Source organism: Pseudarthrobacter sp. AL07, from assembly GCF_029960665.1.
Classification (GTDB): domain Bacteria; phylum Actinomycetota; class Actinomycetes; order Actinomycetales; family Micrococcaceae; genus Arthrobacter.
Genome location: NZ_JASBRB010000016.1, coordinates 38,938 through 61,480, shown reverse-complemented (window position 1 = coordinate 61,480; position 22,543 = coordinate 38,938). Strand labels below are relative to the sequence as shown.

At 65.3% G+C, this 22,543-nt stretch carries 22 protein-coding genes; 13 read left to right on the top strand and 9 right to left on the bottom strand.

What is annotated here, in order from left to right; genetic code table 11:
• The 4 genes from QK290_RS13065 to QK290_RS13050 all read left to right on the top strand — a co-directional run.
• The coding region (locus QK290_RS13065) for a hypothetical protein (protein WP_282331080.1) at window positions 1-205 on the top strand (205 nt) is incomplete at its 5' end.
• Window positions 206-408: 203 nt separating this feature from the next.
• Window positions 409-1,482 (top strand): peptidoglycan bridge formation glycyltransferase FemA/FemB family protein, encoded by a 1,074-nt coding sequence (locus tag QK290_RS13060; RefSeq protein WP_282331079.1) that lies wholly within the window; start codon window positions 409-411, stop codon window positions 1,480-1,482.
• 86 nt (window positions 1,483-1,568) lie between these two features.
• Entirely contained in the window at window positions 1,569-2,885 is a 1,317-nt protein-coding gene (locus tag QK290_RS13055; RefSeq protein ID WP_282331078.1) for a peptidoglycan bridge formation glycyltransferase FemA/FemB family protein, read from the top strand.
• A 36-nt stretch (window positions 2,886-2,921) separates the two neighbouring features.
• A complete protein-coding gene (locus QK290_RS13050; RefSeq protein ID WP_282331077.1) occupies window positions 2,922-4,412 on the top strand; it encodes a threonine/serine exporter family protein in 1,491 nt (496 codons plus the stop codon).
• Window positions 4,413-4,439: 27 nt separating this feature from the next.
• On the opposite strand, the gene QK290_RS13045 is transcribed toward QK290_RS13050, so the two are convergent.
• The 3 genes from QK290_RS13045 to QK290_RS13035 form a co-directional block, all read right to left on the bottom strand.
• On the bottom strand, window positions 4,440-5,543 hold the full coding sequence (locus QK290_RS13045) for a metallophosphoesterase (RefSeq protein WP_282331075.1): 1,104 nt from the start codon (window positions 5,541-5,543) through the stop codon (window positions 4,440-4,442).
• Between the two features lie 211 nt (window positions 5,544-5,754).
• Complete coding sequence (locus QK290_RS13040) at window positions 5,755-6,594, bottom strand: siderophore-interacting protein (protein WP_282331074.1); 840 nt, start codon at window positions 6,592-6,594, stop codon at window positions 5,755-5,757.
• A gap of 14 nt (window positions 6,595-6,608) precedes the next feature.
• Window positions 6,609-7,379, bottom strand: a complete 771-nt coding sequence (locus tag QK290_RS13035; RefSeq protein WP_282331073.1) for a uracil-DNA glycosylase — start codon at window positions 7,377-7,379, stop codon at window positions 6,609-6,611.
• 185 nt (window positions 7,380-7,564) lie between these two features.
• Here QK290_RS13035 and QK290_RS13030 point away from each other — a divergent pair, with 185 nt between their 5' ends.
• The 6 genes from QK290_RS13030 (at window position 7,565) to QK290_RS13005 (ending at window position 13,319) form a co-directional block, all read left to right on the top strand.
• Window positions 7,565-7,843 (top strand): DUF3263 domain-containing protein, encoded by a 279-nt coding sequence (locus QK290_RS13030; protein WP_282331086.1) that lies wholly within the window; start codon window positions 7,565-7,567, stop codon window positions 7,841-7,843.
• Between the two features lie 51 nt (window positions 7,844-7,894).
• Window positions 7,895-8,512 carry a LytR C-terminal domain-containing protein gene (locus QK290_RS13025; protein ID WP_282331072.1) on the top strand — a complete coding sequence of 206 codons (618 nt, stop codon included), beginning with the start codon at window positions 7,895-7,897 and terminating at the stop codon, window positions 8,510-8,512.
• Between the two features lie 158 nt (window positions 8,513-8,670).
• Window positions 8,671-8,877, top strand: a complete 207-nt coding sequence (locus QK290_RS13020) for a cold-shock protein (RefSeq protein WP_282331071.1) — start codon at window positions 8,671-8,673, stop codon at window positions 8,875-8,877.
• The gene (locus tag QK290_RS13015; RefSeq protein WP_282331070.1) at window positions 8,874-10,151 is read left to right on the top strand and encodes an ABC transporter substrate-binding protein; all 1,278 of its coding nucleotides are present in this window, start codon (window positions 8,874-8,876) and stop codon (window positions 10,149-10,151) included. The genes QK290_RS13020 and QK290_RS13015 overlap by 4 nt, the downstream gene beginning before the upstream one ends.
• A 290-nt stretch (window positions 10,152-10,441) precedes the next feature.
• Complete coding sequence (gene groL, locus QK290_RS13010; RefSeq protein ID WP_058929984.1) at window positions 10,442-12,070, top strand: chaperonin GroEL; 1,629 nt, start codon at window positions 10,442-10,444, stop codon at window positions 12,068-12,070.
• Window positions 12,071-12,260: 190 nt separating this feature from the next.
• A complete protein-coding gene (locus tag QK290_RS13005; RefSeq protein WP_282331067.1) occupies window positions 12,261-13,319 on the top strand; it encodes a ribonuclease HI family protein in 1,059 nt (352 codons plus the stop codon).
• Window positions 13,320-13,339: 20 nt separating this feature from the next.
• Here the strand turns inward: QK290_RS13005 and QK290_RS13000 are convergent, their stop codons facing one another.
• From QK290_RS13000 to QK290_RS12990, 3 genes are all read right to left on the bottom strand, one after another.
• Window positions 13,340-13,627 carry a WXG100 family type VII secretion target gene (locus tag QK290_RS13000; protein ID WP_058932786.1) on the bottom strand — a complete coding sequence of 96 codons (288 nt, stop codon included), beginning with the start codon at window positions 13,625-13,627 and terminating at the stop codon, window positions 13,340-13,342.
• 109 nt (window positions 13,628-13,736) lie between these two features.
• Window positions 13,737-15,287 carry a HAMP domain-containing sensor histidine kinase gene (locus QK290_RS12995; protein ID WP_282331065.1) on the bottom strand — a complete coding sequence of 517 codons (1,551 nt, stop codon included), beginning with the start codon at window positions 15,285-15,287 and terminating at the stop codon, window positions 13,737-13,739.
• Window positions 15,288-15,289: 2 nt separating this feature from the next.
• Window positions 15,290-16,003, bottom strand: a complete 714-nt coding sequence (locus tag QK290_RS12990) for a response regulator transcription factor (protein ID WP_282331064.1) — start codon at window positions 16,001-16,003, stop codon at window positions 15,290-15,292.
• Between the two features lie 308 nt (window positions 16,004-16,311).
• On the opposite strand from QK290_RS12990, the gene QK290_RS12985 reads away from it, so the two are divergent.
• A complete protein-coding gene (locus QK290_RS12985; protein ID WP_282331085.1) occupies window positions 16,312-16,569 on the top strand; it encodes a hypothetical protein in 258 nt (85 codons plus the stop codon).
• 6 nt (window positions 16,570-16,575) lie between these two features.
• Window positions 16,576-17,448: an FHA domain-containing protein gene (locus QK290_RS12980; RefSeq protein WP_282331063.1), complete on the top strand. Its 873-nt coding sequence runs from the start codon at window positions 16,576-16,578 to the stop codon at window positions 17,446-17,448.
• 67 nt (window positions 17,449-17,515) lie between these two features.
• Here the strand turns inward: QK290_RS12980 and QK290_RS12975 are convergent, their stop codons facing one another.
• Genes QK290_RS12975 through QK290_RS12965 form a run of 3 tightly spaced genes read right to left on the bottom strand, consistent with a single transcriptional unit; the run spans window position 17,516 to window position 21,909 of the window.
• Window positions 17,516-19,162, bottom strand: coding sequence for a DNA repair helicase XPB (locus QK290_RS12975; protein WP_282331062.1), 1,647 nt, complete (start codon window positions 19,160-19,162; stop codon window positions 17,516-17,518).
• Between the two features lie 13 nt (window positions 19,163-19,175).
• Window positions 19,176-21,665 carry a helicase-associated domain-containing protein gene (locus tag QK290_RS12970; protein WP_282331061.1) on the bottom strand — a complete coding sequence of 830 codons (2,490 nt, stop codon included), beginning with the start codon at window positions 21,663-21,665 and terminating at the stop codon, window positions 19,176-19,178.
• Window positions 21,666-21,675: 10 nt separating this feature from the next.
• A complete protein-coding gene (locus QK290_RS12965) occupies window positions 21,676-21,909 on the bottom strand; it encodes a hypothetical protein (protein WP_185262630.1) in 234 nt (77 codons plus the stop codon).
• Window positions 21,910-22,154: 245 nt separating this feature from the next.
• Between QK290_RS12965 and QK290_RS12960 the strand changes: the two genes are divergently transcribed.
• The gene (locus QK290_RS12960; RefSeq protein ID WP_056347308.1) at window positions 22,155-22,538 is read left to right on the top strand and encodes a cold shock domain-containing protein; all 384 of its coding nucleotides are present in this window, start codon (window positions 22,155-22,157) and stop codon (window positions 22,536-22,538) included.
• The last annotated feature ends 5 nt before the right edge of the window (window positions 22,539-22,543 follow it).

The window sequence follows — 22,543 nt, the reverse complement described above, 5'->3', positions numbered from 1 at the left end:
CAGCCCGCTGCGGCACGCACCCCACACCGCGTCCGCCGTCGTGAGTTCCGACTGGGCCCGCGAGTACCCGCGTGAGCAGGCTGCCTTCCCGGTCCACCACCTCAAGCAGGACAAGTACTTCCCGCCCGTAGGCCGGATCGACGGCGCAGCCGGGGACCGCAACCTCATCTGCTCCTGCCCACCGCTGTCGGAGTTCGGAGACTAGAGTCCGGGCCCGGCAGACCGGAGTTTTCACGCGTGCTGCTCCTACGTCCCTCTGACGCACGCTTTCGAAAACCCCGGCCCCCCGACCCCTCGGGGGCCCCGAGGGACCAACCCAACCGGAGGCTTTAGACTTGTGGCTACATGTCCGCACGTAGCCACGAGTACAGAACCGCGCACAAACCCCTGAGATTGGACACGGCCCCCTTGCGAGAATTCACCGCCCGCTTTGCCACAGCGGAGGAAATTGAGAACTGGGACAAGCACGTCACGGCCAACCCGAACGGCGGCAACATGCTGCAGTCCGCCGCCTACGCGTCCGTGAAGAACGGCAGCGGCTGGACCGTCCGCTTCCTGGTCCTGGAAACTTCCGGGACGACCAGCTACAACCTGGTGCTGGAGAAGAAATTCCCCGTGCTGGGCCGCCTGTGGTACCTGATCAAGGGCCCTGACCTGGGTGCCGTCGAGGACCTCAAGCCGGTGTTGGACGCGTGCGCTGCACTTGCCCGGAGCCGGAAGCTCAATGTCTTCACCATCAAGATTGAACCTGACATCGTGTCCACCCCCGAAGCCCCGTCACACCTCGCCGACGCCGGCCTGGTGAAGGCCCCGAACATCCAATCCAATGACTCCACCGCGCTGCTGGACATCGCGGCACCGGAGAACCAGGTGTTCCGGTCCATCTCCTCCCGCGCCCGCAACGCGATCCGCCGGGCAGAACGCGAAGGCTGCGCAGTGGTGCAGCAGGAGTCGGGCCCGGAAACATACCGGGCGCTGTATGACCTGATGGCAGACACCGTCAACGCCAAGGGCTCCATGCCGTTGCGCACCCTCGAGTACTACACCCGGTTCTGGGACGAATTCTGCACCCGCGGCCAAGGCAGCTTCTTCTTCGTTTATGAGGACGGCAAGCCGAGTGTGGGCGCCTTTGTGATCAACTACGGATCCAAGGCGACCTACAAGGACGGCGGCTCCACCCAGAACAGGAAGCAGTACGGCGATTCGCACCTGGTCCAGTGGCAGGCCATCCGGAGAATGCAGGAACTCGACTGCACTGAGTACGATTTCTGCGGCACGCCGCCGTCTGGCCTGATCAAGGACAAGTCCCACCACCTGTACGGCATGGGCATGTTCAAGACGAGCTTCACCAAAACGGTCACGGACTTCGTCGGCTGCTACGACTACGTGCTATCGCCCGTCAGGCATGCCCTGTGGGTCAAAGGCGCGGAACGGATCTTCCGCCGGCTCGAAACCGCACGCAGCGGCCAGCAGTTCTACTGACAGCCCGCCAGCCACGCTCACCATCCACACCACGAAGGCCAGCGCCTGCCCCATGCGGCAGCGCGGCCATAGATGAGGTTACTTCCGTGAATCCCACCAAAGCCGGAGCCGATCTCCAGCTCAGCGTCCTCAGCGATGCCGAGTTTGAGTCCTTCTCCCTCAAGCACCCGCAAAACAACTTCATCCAGTCCGCTGACTTCACCCGCTTCCAGAGCGCCCGCGGCCAGGCAGTGGAGCTGTTCGGTGTCAGGCGCGACGGCGTTCTGGTCGCCGCCGGCAAGTTGCACTACACCACCAACCGTTGGGGCTACAAGGTGTGCGAATGCGCCAAGGGACCCCTCCTGGACTACACGGACGCCGCCCTGGTGAGTGACGTCGTCGGACTCCTAAAGGAACGTGCCGCGGAACGCAAGGCTGCCGAACTGCGGATTTCCCCGAACCTGACGTACATCGCCCGCGATGCCGACGGTGCCGAACACCCCGAGATCCTGGACAACAGGCCCCTCGTGGCGGAACTGGCGGGCCTCGGTTTTGAACACCAGGGCTCGGACATGAACTTCGCCAACGTGAACTGGATGTTCATCAAGCAGCTCGAGGGCATCACGGACGCCGAGGAGCTCATCATGGGCACCAGCTACCGGACCCGGAAGGCCATCCGGAAGGCCGAAAAGAATGGCGTGTTCCTGGAACAGGCCACCCTTGAAACCCTCGACGAGTTCTACGACGCGCTGAGCACCGCGGGGGACGAGAAGGGCTTCTTCTTCCGGGAACGCGAATACTACGAACAGCTCCTGCGGACCACCTCGGCCGAGTTCACCAAGCTTATGATGGCCAAGATCGACATCCCCGCGTACCGCAAGTCCATCACCGAACGCCTGGAAGAAGAATCAGCGTCCGCAGCCGAACTCCGCCGTGAAGTGGAAGAGACCGGCAGCAAAAAGAAGGCCAACCGCCTCAAAGTGGTCCAGGACCTCGTGGACAGCTACGAACGCAGCCTCAAGGACATCGAGCGGTTCCCGGACTCCGTGGGCGTGGCAACAGTGGCGGCCATCCATTTCGTCTGCTTCGGGGAAGAGGTGGTCTGTGTTATCGGCGGCACCAAGCAGGACTACATCTACTTCAACGGCGCCACGTCACTGTACTGGGGGATGATGCTGCACGCCCTGGACAACGGCTACTCGCGCTACAACTTCTACGGCACCTTCGGCATTCAGGGACAGGACGAAGAAGGCCACGGAGGTTACGAGTTCAAGAAGGGCTTCGGCGGCGACGTGGTCCAGCTGCTGGGTGACTTCGTGATGCCCGTGCGGCCGGTAGCCTTCCAAGCCAACCGCCTGGTCCGCACGGCCATCGCTGCTGCCCGCACGCTGCTGGGCAAACTGCCACTTAAACGCCGGGCTTAGCACTAATCCACGAACTGTCAGAAAGGGAGGAGCACCATGGCGACCGATCGACCTGAAAATCCAAGGCGCAGGCCTCCCACCGGCGGCCTGCCCAAAACAGAGCCGCTGACATCCTCCCAGCTCCGCCAGGATGCCGCGGCCAAGAGGATGCTGCGGCGCCTGGTGCGGGGGGAGGACCCGCCGACGGCGCCGCTGAGCATCGTGGACAGGCTCGCCGGCAGCCCCTACGCCAACCCCATGATCCAGGTGGGAGGCGTGGACACCTCCGCTCGCAAGACCCTTGACTTCTCCCTGCACCTGGCCGAGACCATGTTCCGGTACGGGGCAGGTGCCCTGGAAGTGGAGACGAGCATCATTGCCGTCACCGCGGCGCTGGGGCTCAAAAACATTGAAGTGGACATCACCAACCAGTCGGTGGCCATCAACTATGCGCCCAAGGACCAGACGCCCATCTCGCTGCTTCGGGTGGTGCGGTCCTGGACCAACAACTATGCCGGCCTGGCCAAGGTACACCGGCTGGTGACGGACATCGTGGCCGGGGGAGTGGGCCGCGATGAAGCCATCCGCCGTCTGGACGAGGCCATCACCAGCCCCAAACCGTTCCCGCGCTGGATGGTCACCATAGCGTTCGGCGTGTTCGCCGCAGCTTTTGTGGGAGTGCTCGGCGGAGGACCGGTGTCCTCGGGCATTGCCTTCGCGGCCAACATCGGCGTCAGCCTGCTCGCCCGCCAGTTGGGCCGGTGGCGGGTTCCGGACTTCTTCACGACGGCGGCATGCGCCTTCGGCGTTACGCTCACCGCGTTGCTGTTGTGGCGCTTTGAACTCACCAATGCACCATCGATTGTGGTGGTGGGTGGCATCCTCCTGCTCCTGCCCACGGGACGCCTCGTCTCCTCGGTCCAGGACGCCATCAACGGTTTTCCCGTGACCGCAGCGGGACGGTTCCTGTCCACCCTGCTGACGTTCGGCGCGATTGTGTCCGGGATTGCGGTGGCCTTTGTGGTGGGACAGATGACCGGAATGCAGCCCATTAGTGTCACGCAGACGTTCCCGCCCGCCTACGACCTTTGGGTCTTGGTAATCTTTATCGCCGTCGCAGTGATGGCCATCGGCGTGACCGAGCAGACCTCCTGGGAGCTGCTGCTGCCCACCGCCGGTGTGGGCGTGGTGGGCTATTTTGTGCTGCTGGGCGCCGCGTCCTTTGGCGTCGGGGACCGGTTCTCCCCGGCGCTCGCCGCCGTCGTGATCGGCCTGCTGGCGCGCGTGGTGGCGCTTAAGATGGGCGCACCACAGTTGGTGGTAGCGGTCCCGGCGGCCCTGATCCTACTGCCCGGGCTGACCATCTTCCGGTCCATGTATGTGTTGACCATGGAGGAATCAGAAGTTCTCCTTGGTGCTGGCGGCATGCTCAACGCCGGCGCGATCGTCCTGGGCACAGCCGGCGGAATCGTGCTCGGCGACACCCTGGCGCGGCCGCTGACACGCGGCCTGGCCAGCAACGAGCGGCGCCGCGCCCGGAGGCGCTAGCTAGCGCCAGCCACTAAAGCCCGCCCCCTAGCGCTCAATCGCGAAGGCATCGGTAAAAGTGAACCCGGCGGCGGGCACAAAGCGCGCGTCCAGGCGTGCGTCCGTCAACCTCACGTCCAACGTTCCGAGGGTCCGCTCGCTGTTTTTCCCTGTCCAGACAGCAAACAGGCCAGCCTCAGGATCATCGGCTTGGACGTCGTGGTGCCCGGCGCCGCCCACACCGACCGTGACAAAGACCGTGCCCTGCCCCTGGGCAAGGTCGTTGTCGGAGTCGGCCACACAATCGTCCCGGGCCTCTCCGGGGACCAGCACGGGGCAGCGTTCAGTCAGGCGGAGTTGACGTGTCCGCTGATAGACATGTTGGTGGCCGGTGAGCACGAGGTCCACGTCTTTGCTCACCAGCATGTTCGTCAGGTGCTCCCCGGGCTGGCAGCCGTAGTGTCCCATGCTGAAACACGGGGTGTGCATGCCCACCACAGTCCAGGGGATCTTTGCGGCACGGGCACCGTCGATGGCAGATTCGGTCCAGCGCCAACGGTTGCTGCCCTGCGAATAGTCCAAGGGCTGTCCGCCGGGAAAATCAATCCCGGGAGAAATGAGGATGAATCTCACCAGGGGCCGGTCCTGGGGGACGTCGACGTACCATTGCGTACCGTAATCGCCTTTCAGCCCGGGCAGCCTGTTGGGCAAGCATTGGGCGAACGTGCCGATGTCGCCGTCGTGGCCGTCGCTTTCATGGTTGCCCGTGATCAGCTCATACGGGAAATCCTGGCCAAGTTTCTTGGTCACCATGTCGCAGAACGCCTGCTCGGCGCCGGCCTGGTAAGAGAGGTCGCCGAGCACTATGTTTAGATCCGGCTTCAGCCCGGCGATCACGTCGAGCACTGCCTTGGCGCCGCCGCCCATGCCGATGTCCCCGGCTGCGGTGAAGTGAACAGACCTCGAGTCGGAGTCAGGCTGTTCTTCGGAGGCTGGCTGCTCCTGCGGCTGCACAGGTGGGCCCTCCGGCGCCGCTTGGCACGCCGAGCCCGCAAGGCAGATGAGGGCGGCCCAGGACAGGGCCGCCCAGATCCGGGGCGGGGCGGATGCTGCACGGGCGGCCGTTGGGGCGAACACTGCTGTTTTGACCACTGCGCGGCAGAAGGTAAAAACCCGGCGGAGGAATCGCCTGGTCGTAGCATTCATGACGGCTCCCCGGGACGCTCGAACGGCGTAACCGGAAGCCTGATCAGCAGCTGCCGGAGTGCCGTTTACGGTGAGTGTAGGCCTGTGTGGTGCGCCGGACAAGATTTGGACCATTTGTTGGGCGATTGGTCAGAGGGTGCGGAGCGCTGGCTACGGGTCAGACCTTCCCGACGGGGAGCTTTTTGTCGGCCTGGAAGTCGTCCTCCACCCGGCCCTGGGCCCAGTATCCAGACAGCGAAACCTGGCTCCGTTCAAGGCCGCGCTGGACGAAAAACACGTCCCGCAGGCCCTTCATGTAGCCGCGCTCGCCGTGGGCAAAAACGTCAACCCGGCCGGCAGGCCATTCGGCGCCGGCCACCGCTGAGACCAGAAGGTCCCCGACGCCGGCCGGTGCGCCGTTGCGGCGTAGCCAGGTCACCTGAACCCCGGCAGGGGACGCGACGGACTGGATGTCGGCATCGCTATCCACCTCGATAAATGCCAGGCCGGCCGCTTCAGCAGGCAACGATTCAATGGCGGCGGCGATTGCAGGAAGTGCGGCCTCATCGCCGGCAAAGAGGTACCAGTCCGCGTCAGGCGCCGGATTGTAGGCGCCGCCCGGCCCGGTGAAGGTGATGGTGTCGCCGGGCTTGGCAGCAGCCGCCCACGGACCCGCCAGCCCCTCGGCGCCGTGGATCACAAAGTCGATGGCGAGTTCCTGCGCCTCGGTGTCCACCCAGCGGACCGTGTACGTGCGGGCGAAGGGCCACTGCTCGCGGGGCATGGTTTCGCGGATGGTCCACAGGTCCAGGGGCTGGGCATAGTCCACGCCGGGCTGCGGGAAGACAATCTTGACGTAGCGGTCCACGAAGCTGTTGTTCACGTAGGCGGCAAAACCTTCGCCGCCGGCCACGATCCTGACCATGTGTGGCGAGAGTTCTTCCCGCCGAATGACCGTGAGATCAAACTGCGGACGTGTTTTTTTCGTGGCGTTGGTCGCGGCCGGAAGAGTGCTCATAAGGCAAGCCTAAGCTAAGGGATCGGGGGAAGTTCCCAGGTTACGCCAGGGCTTCCCTGGTCCTCCAGCAGCTGGTTGATGGTGCTGAACGGCCGGGAGCCGAAGAATCCGCGCGACGCCGACAATGGGCTGGGGTGGGCGCTGGACACGACCGCCGCGCCCGGCAGGAGGGGCCGGACGCTCTCCGCGTCCTTGCCCCACAGCACCGCCACCAGCGGCGCCGGGCCGCCGTCGGACGTCCGCCGGCTGGCAACCGCGGTGACAGCCGCCGTCGTGATGGCCTCCCAGCCTTTGCCCCGGTGGGAGCCGGCAGCCCCGGCGCGGACGCTCATGACCCGGTTCAGCAGCAGGACCCCTTGGCTGGCCCAGGCGGACAGGTCGCCGTGGACGCGCGCGGGAAGGCCAAGATCGGCCTCCAGTTCGCGGTAGATATTCGCCAGGCTCCGCGGGATGGGCCGGGTCCGCCCGTCAACGGCGAAGGACAGGCCGATCGCATGGCCCGGCGTCGGGTAGGGGTCCTGGCCCATTACCAGGACTTTCACGCTGGTCAGGGGCTGCCGGAAGGCGCGCAGAACGTTCGACGGCGCTGGCAGCACGTGGTGCCCCGCGGCAACTTCGGTGGCCAGGAAGTTCAGGACGCCACGCAGTTCAGCCTCAACGGGGCCCAGCGTCTCCGCCCAGTCGGCCGCCATCAGCTCACTGAGCGGCAAAACGGCCATCCCGGCAAAGCCGACGGGCTCGGCCGGGTCCGCCGTCAGTTCGAACAGCGCGTCAGAATCAAACACCCTCCCATTCTCGCAGGGTTACCGGCCACTGCAGCCGGGGCGCAAATGACATCAGTGTTATTCACGCCGTAACATGGGGAGGAGATTTTGAAACTTAACCGGTGATTCAGCAAAGACCAGCGAAGGGGTGTGCCGTGGCGGAACCTGCTCGGGAGCGCGTGCCGGAGCCTGAGGAGCGCGGCTCTTTGCTGGCGGGTTTTACCCTCCGTGGCTCTCCCCTGGGCGAGCGCGACCAGCAGATGCTGGCACTGGAGCGGCAGTGGTGGAAATACGCGGGGGCCAAGGAACAGGCCATCAGGGAGCTGTTCGACCTGTCCGCGACCCACTACTACCAGCTGCTCAACGCCCTTATTGACACCGAGGCAGCAGTGGCCCACGACCCCATGCTGGTCAAGAGATTGCGTAGACTACGTACGTCGCGTCACCGGGCACGCACTGCACGACGCCTGGGTTCCGACGCCTGACCACGCTCGTGCTGAGCCATCAGCAGCAATCAACAAGGACGTCTCCCCACCATGACCAAATACGCTCGGGATGAATTCGATAAGGTTCCGGAGTCCGCCTCGCGGCAGGGTGTCCACCGTGCGGCCTCGGCGCCGGCCCGCCGCAAGCTGTGGCCCATCCTTGCTGTGGGAATTGTGGCATTGGCCATCGGAGTATTCTCCTTCCTGATCCTTCCCAAGCTCGGGTCCACCCAGGCCGGCAGCGAAGCCTCAACCAGCCTGGAATCAACCGCGGCACCCGAGGCAAGCTCGGCACCGTCCGTCACCGCTGAATCCTCCGCGGACCCGGAGCCCTCGAAGAGCCCGGACGCAGAGCCCAGCGCTTCGCCCAGTAACGTCCCCTCCGCAGCTGTGCTGGACAAGACCCAGGGTGTTGCCATCTACAACGCGGCAGGTACGGCCGGGCTCGCCGGACGCGTCAGCTCGATGGTCCAGACCGATGGCTGGACGCTGGGCCAGGTGGGAAACTGGGGCGGCGCTCCGCAGCAGACATCCGCAATTTTCTATGCGGGCCCGGCGCAGGAAGCCAACGCCGAAGCACTCTCCAAACTCCTGAACATTCCCACGCTGGTGGATACCCAGGAATTCCAGGTGCCCTTGGTTGTTGTCCTGGGGCCGGGCTACCAGTAGTGGCCCGCGGTCACACCTGAATAACTTTTGGTCACCGGAGCGGCCGGGCGGGTCTGCCCGCCGGATGGCTTGTCGCTAGAGTGATTTCAGGCTTCGGTCCGTAACAAGCGGCACACTCCCGACGGGGACCGGCGGCACGACGGAAAAGAGCGGACATCATGGCATTGGGAACGGTTAAGTGGTTCAACGCCGAAAAGGGCTACGGCTTTATTACGGTGGACGGCTCCGGGAACGATGTCTTTGTGCACTGGTCGGCCATCGAGGGCGAAGGTTACCGGGCCCTGGATGAAGGCCAGCGCGTCGAGCTTGAGGTCGGCGAAGGCGAGAAGGGCCCGCAGGCAGAAAATGTCCGGCCCGCTCAGTGATCTCTCGCAGCCTGCGCTCAACAATCGTCCGCACAACTGCGGGGGCGTCCCTCCTGCTGGCGCTGGCCGGCTGCGCCGGGGCAGGCGGCAATGCACGCGTTGAATCCGCTGAAGCATCCGGTGACGGCACGCTGCGGATCGGGCTGATCCAGGACAGCATAGGGGAGCAGGCCTTCCTCAACGACTCGCAGCTCGCCGCGGCACAACTTGCCATCAAGGAAATCAATGCGTCCGGCGGCCACAAGGGCAGACCTGTTGATCTGGTGGTAGCCGCCGGCGATGGAGCCGATGCCCAAGCCAGGAATCTGGCCTCAGCCAGAGTTGATGCGGTGATCGGACCAACCGATTCGAGCCACGCTGCCGCCGCCATCGATGTCCTTTCGGCTGCGCGCGTCCCGCTTGTCTCGCCGGCCAACTCCGCTGCCGGCCTGTCCCGCTACAAGAGCGGCGGCTATTACTTCAGGACGGCGGCAGCGGACCTTGCCCAGGCATCGGTGCTGGTGAAGCTGGCCAAGGACGGCGGCGCCACGAGCCTTGCCGTGGTCCACCAGGACTCAGGCTACGGAAAAGACGTAGCTGCCGCGGTGGCCACCGCCGCCAAGGACGCCGGCCTGGATACCGTCTCCACTACCGCCTTCAAGCCCGGCGACGCCGGGGACGCGGCAGCCGCTGCCAAGGCCGCCACACCTGACGCGGTAGTGCTGATCGCCAGGGACGGCGCCCAGGGTGCCCTCGCAGAGCTCAATAACGCAGGGCTCCCGGGCAAGAGCATCATCCTGAGCGACGGCGCCTTCGCCCAGTATGGTCCGGGGCTGGGATCCAAGGCCCTCGACGGCGCCCGTGCAGTGGTGCCGGGTCTGTTGCCGTCCGCGGACTTCCAAGCCCGTCTTGTGGCGGTCACCCCTGCACTGAAAGACCTTTCATTCGCCGCAGAGACCTACGACGCCGTGAACCTCGTGGCCCTGGCCGCAGCAAAGGCTGACGACGATGCCGGCCGCTCCATTGCCGCCAACCTGATCGCCGTCTCCGGCGGGACAGCAGGCGGGCAGCCCGCGCAGGCCTCTGGCCCGGCCACCAAGCCGTGCCTGTCCTACACCGATTGCCTCGCGGTCCTGACGACCGGGGCCGGCATTAATTACGACGGCGAGTCTGGACCGGTTGCCTTCGACGCCAATGGTGACATCACTACGGCCAACTACATGGTGTTCACCTACGGCGCAGACAACAGGGCGGTGCTCACCGGCCGGGAGACTGCAAGCCGGGCAGCGGGCTGATCGCCGGTGGCGAACGGGCCGCCCTGACGGCGCGATTTGCGGGGCCTTTCGCTTGCACTCTCACCTAGGGAGTGCTAATTATTGAGTTAGCACTCTTACGTATCGACTGCTAAAGCAACGTCCGGTTTTCCGGCATCGGAGCTTGGCGGCGGTCGTGGAGCGAGAGAAATACCTAGCTGGAGTGAGATCCCCGGCCGCGGCATACAGAGGCCGCCGGTGAAGGATCGTCCGTCGCGGGCACTGCAGTGAGGTTCATTCTTAACGACTGTCCCGAAAGGACTACTGCCGTTATGGCCAAGATCATTGCATTTGATGAAGAGGCACGCCGCGGCCTTGAGCGGGGCCTGAACATCCTCGCCGACGCCGTCAAGGTCACCCTCGGCCCGCGTGGACGCAACGTCGTCCTCGAAAAGAAGTGGGGCGCCCCCACGATCACTAACGATGGTGTTTCCATCGCCAAGGAGATCGAGCTGGACGACCCTTACGAAAAGATCGGCGCCGAGCTGGTCAAGGAAGTTGCCAAGAAGACTGACGACGTCGCAGGCGACGGCACCACCACGGCTACCGTGCTGGCGCAGGCACTTGTCAAGGAAGGCCTGCGCAACGTCGCGGCCGGCGCTGACCCGCTGTCCCTCAAGCGCGGTATCGAAAAAGCTGTAGCGGCCGTCACGGTTGAGCTGCTGGCCTCCGCCAAGGAAATCGAAACCAAGGAAGAGATCGCGGCTACTGCCTCCATCTCCGCCGGTGACGACGAAATTGGCGCCTTGATCGCTGAAGCCCTCGACAAGGTGGGCAAAGAAGGCGTCATCACCGTAGAGGAGTCCAACACCTTCGGCCTGGAGCTCGAGCTCACCGAAGGCATGCGCTTCGACAAGGGTTACATCTCCGCTTACTTCGTTACCGATACTGAGCGCCAGGAAACAGTCCTTGAGGACCCGTACATCCTGATCGTCAACTCCAAGATCTCCAACGTCAAGGAACTGGTTGCTGTCCTGGAAAAGGTCATGCAGTCCAACAAGCCGCTGCTGATCATTGCCGAGGACATCGAGGGCGAGGCCCTGGCCACCCTGATCGTCAACAAGATCCGCGGCACCTTCAAGTCCGTTGCCGTCAAGGCTCCGGGCTTCGGCGACCGCCGCAAGGCCCAGCTGGCCGACATCGCTGTACTCACCGGCGGCCAGGTCATCGCCGAGGAAGTCGGACTTAAGCTGGAGACCGCCGGACTGGAACTCCTGGGACGCGCCCGCAAGGTTGTTGTCACCAAGGACGAGACCACCATCGTTGAAGGTGCCGGCGACGCAGACCAGATCGCTGGCCGCGTTTCCCAGATCCGTGCCGAGATCGAAAACTCCGATTCGGACTACGACCGCGAGAAGCTGCAGGAACGCCTGGCCAAGCTGGCCGGCGGCGTTGCAGTCATCAAGGCCGGTGCCGCAACCGAAGTTGAGCTCAAGGAACGCAAGCACCGCATTGAGGACGCTGTCCGCAACGCGAAAGCTGCTGTTGAAGAAGGCATCGTCGCCGGTGGCGGCGTTGCGCTGATCCAGGCCGGCGCCAAGGCGTTCGCGAACCTGAACCTGACAGGTGACGAAGCAACCGGTGCCAACATCGTCCGTGTTGCCATCGACGCCCCGCTGAAGCAGATCGCCTTCAACGCCGGCCTCGAACCTGGCGTTGTTGTCGACAAGGTCCGCGGCCTGCCTGCGGGCCACGGCCTGAACGCAGCAACCGGCGAGTACGTCGACCTGCTGGCTGCCGGCATCAACGACCCGGTCAAGGTAACCCGCTCTGCCCTGCAGAACGCGGCTTCCATTGCCGGTCTGTTCCTCACCACCGAGGCCGTTGTGGCCGACAAGCCGGAGAAGAACGCTCCGGCCATGGGTGGCGGCGACGACATGGGCGGCATGGGCGGCTTCTAGCCCCAATGTCCCCACAGTAAGACGCACTACGGCGGTCCTCACCAAACGGTGGGGGCCGCCGTCGGCGTTAACGCCTCGCCCCAACAGGAAGTTGCTCTATCAGATATGGTTCCTTAGAGGGCCGGTTGGCAACCAAAAGTGATAGAGCATCGCGGGCTGGCGTGCAGCGGAACTCTGGCAGGATGGTTCCGTGACAATTACTGCAGCGGCCGACGGTTCGGCTTTAGGAAATCCCGGCCCGGCCGGTTGGGCCTGGTATGTGAACGACGACTGCTGGCGCGCCGGGGGATGGCCGCACGGCACCAACAACCAGGGCGAGCTAATGGCTGTGCTGGATCTGTTCCGTGCCACCGCGCACGTCCCGGAAGAGGACCTGAGGGTTCTCTGCGACAGCCAGTACGTGATCAACTCCATCACAAAGTGGATGCCGGGGTGGAAACGCAAGGGCTGGCGGAAGGCCGACGGCAAACCTGTCCTGAATGTGGAGCTGCTCAAGGAACTTGACCGGGAAATCGCCGGCCGGAAATACACCTTCGAATGGGTCAAGGGCCACGCCGGCCACGACCTCAACGAGGCAGCCGATGTCCGCGCGCGTGCCGCCGCCACCGCCTACCAGCAGGGTGTGGCAGCGCGGTCAGGCCCAGGCTTCGCTGGAGCCCCGGAAGCTGTTGGCCCAACAGCTGATAGCCGCGTTGCCGTCAGCTCCGGGGCAGGCCCTGCGCTGGCCGGCCCCGACGCCGTCACTGCAGCCGGACTGAAGACGGCCACCACAGCCGGTGGTGCCGGCGCCGTCGGTCAGGCCTCGTACGGCCAGGACCTCGTGAACCAAGACCCCTACGACGGGCCGGACCTCTTCAGCGAACTGGAGATCGAATCGTTCATCCCTGCGGAGTCCGCCGGGGCTGAGATGAGCCCAGAGGCGATCGTCGAGGCCCTCGAACGCGAATTGTCGGGCCCCGACATCCGTGGCGACATCGGCCGTACCGGCGTCCTCCTCCACCCTGATTTTATGGAAATCGGAATCTCGGGCAGAGTCTGGACCCGTGACGCCACGATGATGGCGCTCGAAGAGGAACCAGTGCAGCACACCGAGCTGGAGATCCTGGGTGCGGACCGCATCGGCACCAGCGCGATCCTGCTGACGTGCCGAAGTTACTCGCGCCCCGGCACGGCTCTCCATAGCTCACTGTGGCTCCTGGACGGCAACAGGTGGCGGCTCCGGTACCGCCAGGGTACGCCGGAGGCCTAGAATGCATTTCGGTCGCGGCCTCAGCTGAAGCGCTGGGTGTTGCCCTGCTCGGCCTGGGCGTAGGTGGACGCTGCCGATGCCAGGGCCATGTTGATGGATGCCAGTGACGCCTCCACCTTGCCCTGGGTGAGGGTCCACTCGGTCACCAGGGCCTGGAAGTTGTTGGCAGCCGAGCCCCGCCAGGTGGACTGCAGTTCGTCCAGGCCTCGCTTCATCGTCTGGACGTCCGAGCTGATCCGGTCCACGGTTGCTTTGACGTTGGCCGACTTGAGCTGAAGGAGTTCGGTGTCGACGGAAATGATGCTCATGGCTAGCTGCCTCTCGAAGTAGTGGGACAGCATCTGCTGCCCGCCCGGCTGCTCCGGGCCACTACAGCGAGCCTACGGACGGGAACTGCCCGCATGCCACGCTCCATGGCTATATGTGGATAACCTTGCCATCGCCGTGGCCTCCGTCCAGAGGATCGCCATGCTGGGCTGCCGACCGGCCCGGAGCCGCTTCCACCAGGTGCTCATCGCCGGAGGGAGCCTCGTCGGTGGCGTCGTCCCTAACAGGCAGGCTGACCACCAAGGTAGCCCCGCCGCCGTCGGTCGTTTCCACCCTGACGGACCCGCCGTGCGATCCCACGATGGCCGCGACAATCGCGAGCCCCAGGCCGCTGCCGCCGGTCTCCCGCGTCCGGGACGTGTCCGCCCGATAGAAACGCTCGAATACCTTGGATGCATCCTCTTCTGAGATGCCGGGGCCATGGTCCCGCACCTCGATCACGGCGACCGGCTGCCCGCCGTCGGAGGTCCGGACCCCGACGGCGAGTTCAATCGGGCTGCCGTCCGAGGTGTAGCGCAGGGCGTTCCCCACCAGGTTCCCCACCACCTGTCGCAGTTTTGCTTCGTCACCGAGCACGGGAGCGGGTGCGGCCCGATCCTCACCAAGGCCGGCCAGGGAGATGGGACGGGAGCGGTCGCTTGCCTGTGTGTCCACCACCGCGTCGTGGGCGATCAGCTGCAGGTCAACGGGCTTTTGCTGGAGCGGGCGCTGTTCGTCCAGGCGCGCCAGCAGGAGCAGATCCTCCACCATTGAACCCATCCGTTTGGCTTCGCTTTCGATCCGCCCCATGGCCGTGGCCACGTCCTCGTCGGTGGCCAGCGCACCATGGCGGTAGAGCTCGGAGAAACCCCGGATGGTCACGAGTGGGGTACGCAGCTCGTGGGAGGCGTCTGCTGCGAACCGGCGCATTCTGCCTTCGGAGGCTGTCCGGGCGGCGAAGGCCGTCTCGATGTGCGCCAGCATGGCGTTGAGTGAACTGCCGAGCCGCCCCACTTCGGTGCCGGGATTCTCGACGTCCACACGCCTGGAGAGGTCGCCGGCGGCGATCGCGGCCGCGGTCTTTTCCACTTTGGCCAGCGGCCGGAACGACCGCGACACGGTCCAACTGGCGATCAGGGAGGCCAGCAGCAGGGTGAGCAGGCCGACGCCGGTGACCACCAGGGTGGCGTGCTTGAGGACATCGTCCACGCTTTGCAGCGGCAATCCGATGACAACAACGGCGGGTTGGCCGATATAGAGCACGGTCACCGCGACCACCCGCCAATTATGGCCGTCCGTGCCACGCACCTGGTAAGGACGCGCGCCCCTGTCCTGGGCGTCCTCAACGGAGATGGTTGAGATGTCGGGGTGGGCATCCGGATTGCCGCCCAACAGCTGCGGGTCCCCACCGGGGGTGTAAAGGATCAGCGAGTAGTCACTGGGGACCATTGGGTTGGTGGGTGCCTGTAACTGGGTGAACGAGCGCTGCTTGCTGGCCAGGTCGACGGCGGCGTACAGCTTGTCATCCACCTGTGCCTGGAGGTAGCTGTGCAGCAGCGTCAGGGTGCCGGCGCCGGTCGCAGTCAGCGCAATAATCAGCAGAGCCATGATCATGGCCACCAGCTGGGACCTCAGCGAGGCCGATTTCCACCGCTGCAGCAAGGTCAGCGCTTCTCTGCCGTCCGGAGCACGTAGCCCACTCCGCGTTTGGTCTGGATCAGGGCGGGGGCGTCCGGATCAATGTCCACCTTGCGCCGGAGGTAGGAGATGTACGACTCCACGATCGAGGCGTCGCCGTTGAAGTTGTACTCCCAGACGTGGTCGAGGATCTGGGATTTCGACAGCACTCGGTTGGGGTTCAGCATGAGGTACCGGAGGAGCTTGAATTCCGTGGGGGACAATTCGATCACGGTGCCGCCGCGGCGCACTTCGTGGGCGTCGTCGTCGAGCTCGAGGTCATCCACCCGGATCACCGCATCGTCGTCGTCGAGCATGGGCTGCGTGCGGCGCAGGACAGCGCGGATGCGGGCCACCACCTCGTCCAGGCTGAACGGCTTAGTGACATAGTCATCCCCGCCCACCGTGAGGCCGGTGACCTTGTCCTCGGTGTCGTCCTTCGCCGTAAGGAACAGGACCGGGAAGTGCTTGCCAGACGCCCGCAGCTTGCGCGTGACGGTGAAGCCATCCATATCCGGCAGCATCACGTCCAGCACCGCCAGATCGGGCGAGTGGAGCTCGGCGGCGGCCAGCGCGTCACGGCCGTTGGCAGCAGAGACCACCTCGAAGCCTGCGAACCGGAGCGAGGTGGACAGCAGCTCGCGGATGTTCGGTTCGTCATCAACAACTAGCAGCTTGGCTTCTGGGCCGGTCTTCTTCATACTCCCATCATGCTCCCAGAAACTGTGAGTTTTCTGGATGACTGGTGTGAGCATGGTGGGAGCTGTGGCCCGCAGGGGTCCGTGCGTTCCGTGGCTTCATTGGCGGACAGGAGGCTGGACATGGCCCGCTTTATCCTCCCGCGGCTAAATAATGTGCAGCGGTGGGAGTCAGGGGAACCCTTTTTTGTCCCGGAACGTTCACCGCTTCCAGGGTTTCGCCGTGTTACGGCCGGGGCTACGCTGGGGCCAGCGGGCTAGCCTGAGCCGCGCTGGGGTTTCAATCATCGCCTAATGAAACGGGAATGACCATGTCGGACATCATCGCAACAGAGAGCACCGCCACTTCTGACCGCAGCATCCGCGACTGGGCCGACCTCGCGGAGGAGATGTGGTCGTACCTGACCGGTAAGGGTGCGGCCATCAACTATGAGTTCATAGACATGACTGTGGAGGTTCCGCGCGATATCGGAAGCGACGCACCGCGGGCAACCTGGAAGCTCAACGGAAGCCTGCGGGTGACAACGAGTGACAAGGACGCCGCAGGGTCCGACAAGAACCGAGGGTGAGCCACGGTGGTCCGATACCGCTTGGACATGGATTTGGACTTCTCGTACACGGACGAGTCGGGGACCGTAGTGCGGGGCAGTGCACGGGCGGCCGGAAGCTCAGTCGCGGTCTCCGTAGACGCCATTGACCCGTTCTTGTCGGGCAGGGCGCCGTCCCTGGACCAGATAAGGCCCCTGGCCCAGACGTTCGCTGAGCAGGGACTCACTGTGACCATGGAGGGTCCGGACGGACACATTGTCAGTATCGGCGCGGTTCACAGCCCGCCTACGCAGCGGCTGATCACGAGGTCTCCCAATATCAAGCTGGGGAACCTAGGCGCCTTGATGCCGCTGATCAGGCCGGGCAGGCGGCGTGCTGCGCAGGGATTTTCGCTGCTGCCGCCCCAGACACTGCTGCCCGTGATGCCTACGGTCAGGCGCAACATCGTGCGCCGCGCCACTACCACCCACTACACCCGTGGGAGCGGACGGCCGAGACTGATCTTTGTCCAGAATTCGTCCACGTGGACCGGCCAGATTCCGCGGGAGGTCAATCTGGACAAGGAGACGTTGCTGATCGGCAGCGACCCCGGCTCGGACCTGCAGCTTGCGGGCCTGGACCCGCTGCACGCCCAGATCAGACACAGCGACGCTGACGAGTACATCCTGGTTCCGCACGGTGAGGTCGGCGGAAGTGTTTCCCCAACAGGTGAGTCCGTGCTCCGCACAGGTGCGCGGATCCAGATGGGGCAGTGGTGCCTCGCCTTTTTCCGGGAAGAGTTCGCTGACCACGGCCGGCCGTTTGGGGGACGCAGCGGCGGTGAACTAGCCTACCAGCGGCCGCAGTTCGACCCCCGGACAGGTGCCACAGAACGGGACGCGTCCCAAGGGGTCTCGTGATCACGCGGGAGGCCCGCTGATCTGAATCAATTGACGTTGGAGGCGGCCGGGCCGCGAGGGACGCCGCTCAGCCGGGCTGGTCGACATCCTTGGCGTCCATGATCCGGTAGGCATAGCCCTGCTCAGCCAGGAAGCGCTGCCGCTTGGCCGCGAAATCCTGGTCCAGGGTGTCCCGGGCCACCAGCGAGTAGAAGCGGGCCGCCCGGCCGTCCTTCTTCGGCCGCAGCAGCCGGCCCAGCCGCTGGGCTTCCTCCTGCCGGGACCCGAAAGATCCCGAAACCTGGATGGCCACCGAGGCCTCCGGCAGGTCGATGGAGAAGTTGGCCACCTTGGACACCACCAGGGTGTTCACGTCGCCGGCACGGAAGGCATCGAAGAGCTTCTGCCGTTCCTTGACGGAGGTGTCGCCCTTGATGACGGGAGCCTGCAGGCGCTCGCCGATCTCGTCCAGCTGGTCAATGTATTGCCCGATCACCAGCAGCTGCTCGCCCCGGTGACGTGCCACCAGCTGTTCCACGATCAGGGTTTTGGACTCGGACGTGGCGCACAGCCGGTACTTGTCCGCGTCCTCGGCCATGGCGTAGGCCACGCGCTCGTCCCGGGGCAGGTCAATGCGGACCTCCACGCAGTCCGCGGGAGCGATGTAACCTTGCGCTTCGATGTCCTTCCAGGGTGCGTCATACCGTTTGGGCCCAATCAGGCTGAAGACCTCGCCTTCGCGGCCGTCCTCGCGGACCAGGGTTGCGGTGAGGCCCAACCGGCGGCGCGCCTGCAGGTCCGCGGTCATCCGGAAGATCGGAGCCGGCAGGAGATGGACTTCGTCATAGATGATCAGGCCCCAGTTGTGGCCGTCCACCAGCTCCAGGTGCGGGTAGAGGCCGCCGCGCTTGGTGGTGAGGACCTGGTACGTGGCGATGGTGACCGGCCGGACCTCTTTGACCGCGCCCGAGTACTCGCCGATTTCATCCTCCGTCAAGGACGTCCGCTTGAGCAGTTCGTCCTTCCACTGCCGGGCGGCCACGGTGTTCGTCACCAGGATGAGGGTTGTGGTGGAACTCGTGGCCATGGCCGCGGCACCCACCAGAGTCTTTCCCGCACCACAGGGCAGCACCACCACGCCGCTGCCGCCGGCCCAAAAATTCTCGGTGGCGAGCTGCTGGTACGGGCGGAGCTTCCAGCCGTCCTCGTTCAGGGCGATCAGGTGAGGTGTGCCGTCCACATAGCCGGCCAGATCCTCCGCCGGCCAGCCGATTTTCAGGAGCAGTTGCTTGAGCTGGCCGCGCTGTGAGGAATGGACCACAATGGTTTCGCCGTCGATCCGCGGACCCAGCAGCGGCTGGATTTTCTTGGCCCGGATGACCTCTTCCAACACCGGGTAGTCGTCCGTGCGCATCACCAGGCCGTGCTGCGGGTCCTTTTCCAGCCGCAGCCGCCCGTACCGGGACATGGTTTCTTCGACGTCGATCAGCAGCGAATGCGGCACCGGGAACCGCGAGTATTTGAGCAGGGTGTCCAGGACCTTCTCCGCGTCCAAGCCGGCGGCGCGCGCGTTCCACAGGCCCAGGGGGGTCAATCGGTAGCTGTGCATGTGCTCCGGAGCACGCTCCAGTTCGGCGAAAGGCGCGATCGCGTGGCGCGCCTCGGTGGCCAGTTCGTGGTCCACTTCGAGCAGGATGGTTTTGTCACTTTGGACGATCAGCGGGCCGTCGTTCACGCGGGGGCGTCCTTCACTGGCGCAGTTCTTCTGCGGCCTCGATATCGATGATGCGGTGGATGGAGAGTACGCGCTCGGTTTCCTTGACAGGATCGAAGACCCTGACGCGTCCGCCGGTTACGGAGAGGGGAACGACTGTCTCCAGGCAGCAATTCCCCTGGCTGTCCACTACGTTCATGCTCACGCGCTGCTTAAGCCGGATAGCCCGCTGCAGGGTCTCCAGGCCAAGCTGGGTTGCGGCTTCGCCGGTACCCGGCACTGCACGTGTGTGGTTTCCGTTGGCTGCGGGCCGCCCGTTCCGCAGGACGGCGAGCTGTGCAGCGACGTCGTCCTCCGCTGGCGCGGTCCGCGGCGCTGTGTAGACGGGGCGGGTGCTGCCCGGAACGCCGGTGGTGCGCCGGAGCCGGACCACTCCGGGCTGGGCCTGATCCACCGACGGCGAGAGGCCCAGCCCGCGCAGGACCTGCGCCGTTTCCCGCGGCGGAGCAGTGGAGATCAGCACGGTCGGCGCAATCCGGGCCAGCCCCAACCCGGCTGCTTTGGACTCGGCCGCCAGCTCCAGCACCGTTGCCTCATCATCGCTTTGGATAAAGCTGGCGGCCGTTCCCACCCGGAGCCGGCCGTGCCGGGACGCGGTGTCCTCCACCAGATATTCCAGGGGTTGGGGCACTGCCGTGGCCGAGTGCTCACGCAGGAACTCCAGCAGGCTCGATGCGTCATGCCCGGCATCCAGGGCGCGCCGGACCGAGTTGGCGGAGAACCGGTAGATAGTGGCGGGCCCGTGCCCCTCGGCGTCGGCCATCACCAGAAGCTTTTCGGCCAGCTCCGGAGCCAGATAGCCCGGGGCAACTGCGGTCAGGTCCGCCTGAAGCAGGACGTGGTTCAGCGCCGCAGGCAGATGCTCGCCCAGGATGCCCAAGGCTTCGTCCGGGTTGTCTTCGGCGATGGCGCTGCCCAGCTGGCTCAACGCACCGGAGCCGATCAGTCCGAGCAGCTCCGCTTCCGCGAGCACACCCCTGATCAGGGAACTGAACCGGCGGGCCATCCGTGGCTGCGTCCATTCAGCCCGCTGCAGCACTGCCGCAGCATCCAGCACCGGTGCCGTGCCGTCCGCAGCGGCAGCCTCCTGGGTGAGTTCCTCCAGGATTTCCAGGATCCGCTTCCTGACCACCGGGGCGTCCGGCCGCTGCGCCTCTGCCGAAAGGGCATTAACGGTGTTCCCGGCCAGGGCGCGGTGCGCGCTGGGAACGCCGCCGGGGCCGTTAGCGGGCTGACCCACCAGTGAAGGCACACGCTCGCTCGCGAGCCAGGCATTGACCAGCCACAGCCACTGCTCCTGGCGGGGGAGGGCCAGCCACTCCAGCTGCGGGGGCTGCACCCACGAGGACGAGTCCACATCAAGGCGCAACAGGCCGGCGAGGGCGCTGACCTCCAGCAGCAGGCCCGCCCGGTGCTGGTCGATGCGAAGCGTCTCGGCCAGCCGCTTCATTTCCCGGACGCCTACGCCGCCGCTGCGCAGCGTGGCCAGCGGCTGTTCGCGGACGGCGTGGAGGAGGTCACCCACCAGCCGGAGGGTTTCGGCGATGGCGCCCAGCGCCGCGTTCCGGCGAAGCGCAGCGGTGGTGCTGCCCAGCTCCGGAACCGGTGGGGACAGGGAGAAGTCATTGATGATGGCGCCGTCACGCAACGACAGCCCCACGCTGTGCGGCAGTTCCACGTGCGCGGCGTCCAAGGGGACCAGCAGGCCACGGGCCAGGAGCCAGTCCACGGGCCCGACGTCGGCGCCCTGGTTCGAGACCGACGCTTTCCGTTGCGCCTGGGGGACGGCGCCCATGGCCCAGTTGCGGAATTTGGCGAGCAGCGCCGTCGTGCGTTCCGGGGCTCCGGCCAGAGCCGCGCTGAGTGCCTCGGGCGAGGATGTCCAATGCTGCAGCGCCAAGGCTGCCTCCATGGGGGTAGTGGCGTTCTGGATGGAGACGCCGCTGCGGTGCAGCTCCGCAACGAGCTGGACAACCCGCTGGGCAAACGCGGGCTGAAGCCTTACCAGCTCGGTGTAGCTGCGCCCCAGCCCCGCAGGATAGATTCCCACCACGTCCTTGAGGCTTCCCACCGGCAGGTAGTAGGGGTGCCGATGGCCCGAGGCCGCCGTTCCATGCGGCGGCTCGGCCCGGTGCACCAAAGCCAGTTCCTGGAGCGAGGCCAGGATGCGTTCCAGCGCCACCACCGTGGATCCTGCAATGAGTTTCCGGAGGCCCACCGCAGATGCGCTGTGTTCGGTGTCCGTGTTGGTGCACAGATGCAGGGTTTCCAGCACCTGCATCTGCGGCCTGTTCAGCCGTTCGAGCGCCCGCTGGACGCTGACCCGCGCGCTTGCCCGGGCGGCCAGGGCTGAAAAGTCAGGAACCGCGGGGGACATAAGGTCCGGCCGCGCTGCGAAGAGCGCCCGCAACGAGTCATCGCTGCGTGCTTCCAGTTCTTTGCTGAGCGCGCGGATAAGGGACATCAGTCCAACGTTACCGCCCGCTGGACTTTCCTGCCCGGCGCCGGCCGGCCACACTGTCCAACACCAGGAAGAGCATCAGCAGGAACGCCACAGGCAACCCGTACAAGGCAGCGGCGGTGACCCATGCCGGAGCGGCGGAGCCTGCGAAGGCCAGCGCCATGACTGCGCCCACTGCCACGAGGGAAAGCATGGCAACAACCGCTGCGCAGATCATCAGTGGGCGCCGGTATCGCGAGGGTGTCATGCAGGTAACGCTAACAGCCGGGTGGCCGCTGGTGGCGCCACAGGCGGCCGTGAGCCGCGGGCCCGCAGCCGCGGCAGGCGGCGGGACGATGCATGCGTGAAAGCAGGATTCCGGGTCCCGGCAGGATAACCTTGAGGAACAGACCAACACGGTCCGTTGCTGTCATACCCTGAACCCGCACATCAGTGCGGATGCGGTGACTGCAGGCCGTGTCAGAAGACGTCAGAACGAAGAAGGTTGATTACGTGCCTACCGGCAAGGTCAAGTGGTATGACAAGGAAAAAGGTTTCGGATTCCTCGCAGGCGAGGACGGCCAGGAAGTCTTCCTGCCCAAATCATCGCTGCCCGAGGGCATCACGGAGCTGAAGGCAGGCACACGCGTTGAGTTCGGCGTTGCCGACGGCCGCAAGGGCGCGCAGGCCCTGGGCCTGCGAGTCCTGGACAAAACGCCGTCCATCGCCAAGGCCAAGCGGCCCAGCGCCCGGGACCTCGCGCCGCTCGTCCAGGACCTGGTCAGCGTGCTGGACAACCTTTCCGGAACCCTGTCCGCGGGCAAGTACCCGGAAGGCAACAAGGGCAAGGCCATCGCGGCTGCCCTGCGTAAGGTTGCCGACGAGCTGGACGTTTAGGTCTT